Source organism: Advenella faeciporci, from assembly GCF_014652395.1.
Taxonomy (GTDB): domain Bacteria; phylum Pseudomonadota; class Gammaproteobacteria; order Burkholderiales; family Burkholderiaceae_B; genus Advenella; species Advenella faeciporci.
In genome coordinates this window covers 1-4,216 of record NZ_BMYS01000042.1, presented here as the reverse complement: position 1 = coordinate 4,216, position 4,216 = coordinate 1, and the positions used below count along the sequence as shown (strand labels likewise).

General features: G+C 44.5%; 4 protein-coding genes. All 4 read right to left on the bottom strand.

Features of this window, described 5'->3' with window-relative positions:
* Positions 1-179: 179 nt before the first annotated feature.
* Positions 180-1,499, bottom strand: a complete 1,320-nt coding sequence (locus IE074_RS14665; protein WP_229794045.1) for a flippase — start codon at positions 1,497-1,499, stop codon at positions 180-182.
* 107 nt (positions 1,500-1,606) lie between these two features.
* Positions 1,607-2,587 (bottom strand): lipoyl synthase, encoded by a 981-nt coding sequence (gene lipA, locus IE074_RS14660; RefSeq protein ID WP_189386191.1) that lies wholly within the window; start codon positions 2,585-2,587, stop codon positions 1,607-1,609.
* Positions 2,588-2,719: 132 nt separating this feature from the next.
* Positions 2,720-4,003, bottom strand: a complete 1,284-nt coding sequence (locus tag IE074_RS14655) for an O-antigen ligase family protein (RefSeq protein ID WP_189386190.1) — start codon at positions 4,001-4,003, stop codon at positions 2,720-2,722.
* A 120-nt stretch (positions 4,004-4,123) separates the two neighbouring features.
* A partial coding sequence (locus tag IE074_RS14650) for an IS3 family transposase (protein ID WP_189386164.1) occupies positions 4,124-4,216 on the bottom strand: 93 nt, incomplete at its 5' end.

Here is a 4,216-nt window from a genome sequence, read left to right as displayed (position 1 = left end):
GGTCTTCAAGCCTTTAGCTGCCTCGCGAGCAAACGCTTCCAGTTTCTTTTTGTCCATGTGATCTATCCTTTTCCCTGTGTGGGTGTAATGATAGACGGTTTACACAGTTTTATTTACAGGCTCTCAAATTTTAAGCAATATTACTTAAGTAAACAGCATGATTTTATATCATGGCCTCTTCATTTAAATGCCCTGAAAGGCAAAAAAACTGCTTGCGTTTTTAAAAACAGTTGTGCATGAAGCCTTTTATCAAAAAAGTCATACATATAGTTTGCAATGAACTGAGCAACCAGAGTTGCCACTGCCGCCCCTACCAAACCGTACTTTGGAATCAAAATCAAATTAAGGCCTACATTGGCAACAGCACCTGCGAGAGTACGTTGAAAATCAATTTTTATAAGATTTTCAGCCATCAGGTATTTATAAAATGCCACACCAATAAAAACAAAAACCGATGCCCATACATGAATCACAAGCACCTTCCCGGCAGGTAAGTATTCCTTGCCATACAGTAATGTAACCAGCCAGTCACTTAGCAAAGTCATGATCAGTGCAATAATGATTGCCATCCATACCAAAAAAGCATAAAGACGCTGAATTCTTTTTTGATATAACTTTTTGCTTTCTTTCTTGGCATTTAAAATAGCCGGAAAAAGCGAAGACGTCAAAAGCACAGGTATAAAGTAAAAGGCCTCACTTAATCTTACGGCTGCTGCATAAATACCCACTTCATACTCTCCCAGCATTTCTTTAATCATAATCTGGTCTATACGCATATAAATTGTCACAACCAGTGAAGATAAAATAAGTGGCCATGAGTTTTTAAGCAGTTTTTTTGCCACTTCAACATTAAAGCATTTAAAAAAACTCGCATTGCCTCTGGTTAGATAAGCAACATAGTAACTGACTGCCAGGCTAAACATGTCAAAGCTACTTACACACACAAACCGGAATAATTCAGCCTTAGTCACCACAAGATAAACTTTAATAATTGAAGATAATAAAAGTTGAATAACCTTGCAAAGAGAGACCACCTTGGCCAAAACCTGAGACTGGAAATAAAATCCTACAACCTCGAAGCTTTGAAAAACAAGGCCGGATATAATAATGAAAATGTAAAGATTGGTAGTGGCATCATTGGAAGTAAACGGCACAATACATGCCACTAATATCATTACCAGGAATGCCCCCATGACTTTCAACCAAAAAGCAGTCCCAAGAAATACATCCCGCTGCTCTGGCTTACTTACCAACTCTCGCACCAAAATATCGTCCAACCCCAGCTTGGCAAAGCCTACAAAGATAGCCGTGAAGGCGAGAACATAATTAAATACCCCATACTGCTCAGGACCAAGGTAACGTGCTACCCATATTCCAACCAATAAGCTTGCAATAATACGTAGCACCTGTTCAGCTAACAGCCACGAGGTATTGGCCATATAACGCCATAAGCCCTGATGGTTTTTAAGGGCAATAATTTTACCTAGTAACGTTGCCAAGACTTTTCCTCTGTAAATAAGCATATTGGTTAGAGAAAGTACTCCAGTCAACAAAAATGCCCTGCTTTTTAGCAGAGCATTTTATATTTTTAAATCACCAAAACTGTTCACACACCAGCCGCATGCGCCTGTTGGTCCGCATGATAAGAAGACCTTACCATCGCCCCCACTGCTGCATGGGTAAAGCCCATTTTATAGGCCTCTTCCTCAAACATTTTGAAGGTATCAGGGTGCACATAACGCGTCACGGGCAAGTGATGCTCGGAAGGCTGCAAGTACTGGCCAATGGTCAGCATTTCAATATCATGCTCACGCATGTCACGCATGACCTGCAGGATTTCTTCATCGGTTTCACCCAGGCCAACCATTAAGCCAGATTTGGTGGGTACATTCGGGTGACGGGCCTTGAAGTCTTTCAGCAGTTTTAACGAGTGCATGTAATCGGCCCCCGGACGAGACTGCTTATATAAACGGGGTACGGTTTCAAGGTTATGGTTCATGACATCAGGTACGCCTTGGGCAAAAATGTCCAGGGCCTTTTCCAGGCGGCCACGAAAGTCGGGTACCAGTACTTCAATGGTGGTGATGGGTGAACGTTCGCGCACTTCGTTAATACATTCCACAAAGTGACCTGCACCGCCGTCCAGCAGGTCATCGCGGTCTACCGATGTAATCACCACGTATTTCAGGCGCATTTGCGCAATGGATTTGGCCAGGTTGGCCGGTTCATTCACATCCAGCGGGTCTGGGCGGCCATGGCCGACATCACAGAAGGGGCAGCGGCGGGTACATTTGTCACCCATGATCATGAAGGTGGCCGTGCCTTTGCCAAAACATTCACCAATGTTCGGGCAAGAGGCCTCTTCGCACACGGTAAACATGTTGTTTTCGCGCAGAATACGCTTGATGTCGTTGAATTGCGAGTTGGGTGCGGCGGCCTTTACACGAATCCAGTCGGGCTTTTTCAAACGCTCGGCAGGAATGATCTTGATGGGAATACGCGACGTTTTTTCAAATGATTTCTGTTTTTTGGTAGCGTCGTAATTGGCGTTTTTGGAAGCGGGTGTTACGGCTGAATCGGTACTCATGTATGTCTTACCTTGCAGTTTATCTGGCGCGTGCCCGATTTTACCGGGCAGAATTGCCCATTTTAACGCTATTCAATCGGCAATACTTGAAAACCCTTGAATCCTTACGCGTTTGATTTATTAGGCTGATTTTTATTTACCTGGCAATTGATTGCCTTTATGGGTGGCAGAAAGCAGCAAGAATACCACTACCATGAAGGTATAAAAAGAAAGCGTTCGCATGCCACGGAACATGAGCTCGGTCATGCCGTACATGGCAAAGCCCAGGCAAACAGCGGCCCCCATGGCGGCAAAACTGCGAATGACCACTTGCTTGGATTGGATCAGGCGCTTTACAAATATCCAGGCAGGGGCAAAATATAAAAACAGCAAGCCTAATACGCCCAATGGGCCAAAGCTGCTTAACGCCTGCAAGTAATCGTTATGCGGTTCCCCAAAATCATTGGCGGTGGTTTGCGAGGCCAGGCCTTTTGGCACGCTATGGTTTTGCAATTCTTTACTGAATTGCGCATTGCTGCCCGTGCCGGTTAAGGGGTTGCGCTTCCAGATATCAATGGCTGTGTTCCACAATTGCAAACGAATACAGATAGACTCGTCGGCAATAGGATTAACATGAATACATTGCAAAAATTCATTTTTAGCCAATTCCACCCGGTTTTGTACCATTGGAATGGAAAACAACAAGGCAAAGATGACGGCAATACTGGCCAAGTAGCCAATCACAATTTTTATGCGGGATTTGTCTTTCCAGGCTAACAAAATGCCCAGCAGCAAATACACCGGCAAAACCAGCAGGCCGGTTCGGGTTTGCGTTAACATGAAGCCAGCCATGCCAAGCAAGCCTACGATGATTTTGGCGGTTTTTTCCAAACGGGGTTTGCCGGTTAAGGGCACCCCAATGGAATATAAGGTAATGCTGCTTAACAACAAGGTAATCACCCCATAGCCCACTGCGTTGTAGACATCAGACGTATCTGGCCTGACAAAATCTGGCCAGGACAGATAAGCAACATAAGCAAACGCATACAGCACCGCTGCATAAACACCCCACAGGCAGTGTTTCAGTTTATCTACCGGAATGTATTTCATGCCCAGCATCAGCAGGGGCAACCCTACCGAAAACCGCGCGGCTTTTTCTATTTCAGAGCCCGAAAGATGCTGGTGCGCTATTTTGGATACCAGCACAGCCAGCAGGTTGACCGCGCACAAGATGAACAGGGTTTTGTATTGGTTTGAATAGGCAGCGGGGTCGTTTTGAATGTTTTTACGGTTGGCACCCCATACCACTAAAGATAAAACACACAGTACATAAAACACGCCACTGGGTAAGTTCTGGTTACTCACCACAAACAAAAACATCAATGCACTTATGAGTACAACCGTACTGTCCAAATGGGTTTGATATTTTGTTTTCATGGGGTGAGATGGGTCCTGTTTGGGATTGCAATTGAATTTGTATGCAATTGTAGTATATTTTTATGGAATGTATGCGTTCCCACGCTGTGAAGTGACCCCCAAATGTTGGACGGTTAAAAACTAGGCAGCTAAAACCTGAGTCCGGTATTGTACCGGACTCAGGCCGTTTAACTTGAGCTTGATACGTTCGTGATTGTAGTAGTGAATGTATTG

Coding starts and splice junctions, on each gene's coding strand:
- IE074_RS14655 (WP_189386190.1), bottom strand. CDS start 4,003: ATGAAAACAAAATATCAAACCCATTTGGACAGTACGGTTGTACTCATA.
- lipA (WP_189386191.1), bottom strand. CDS start 2,587: ATGAGTACCGATTCAGCCGTAACACCCGCTTCCAAAAACGCCAATTAC.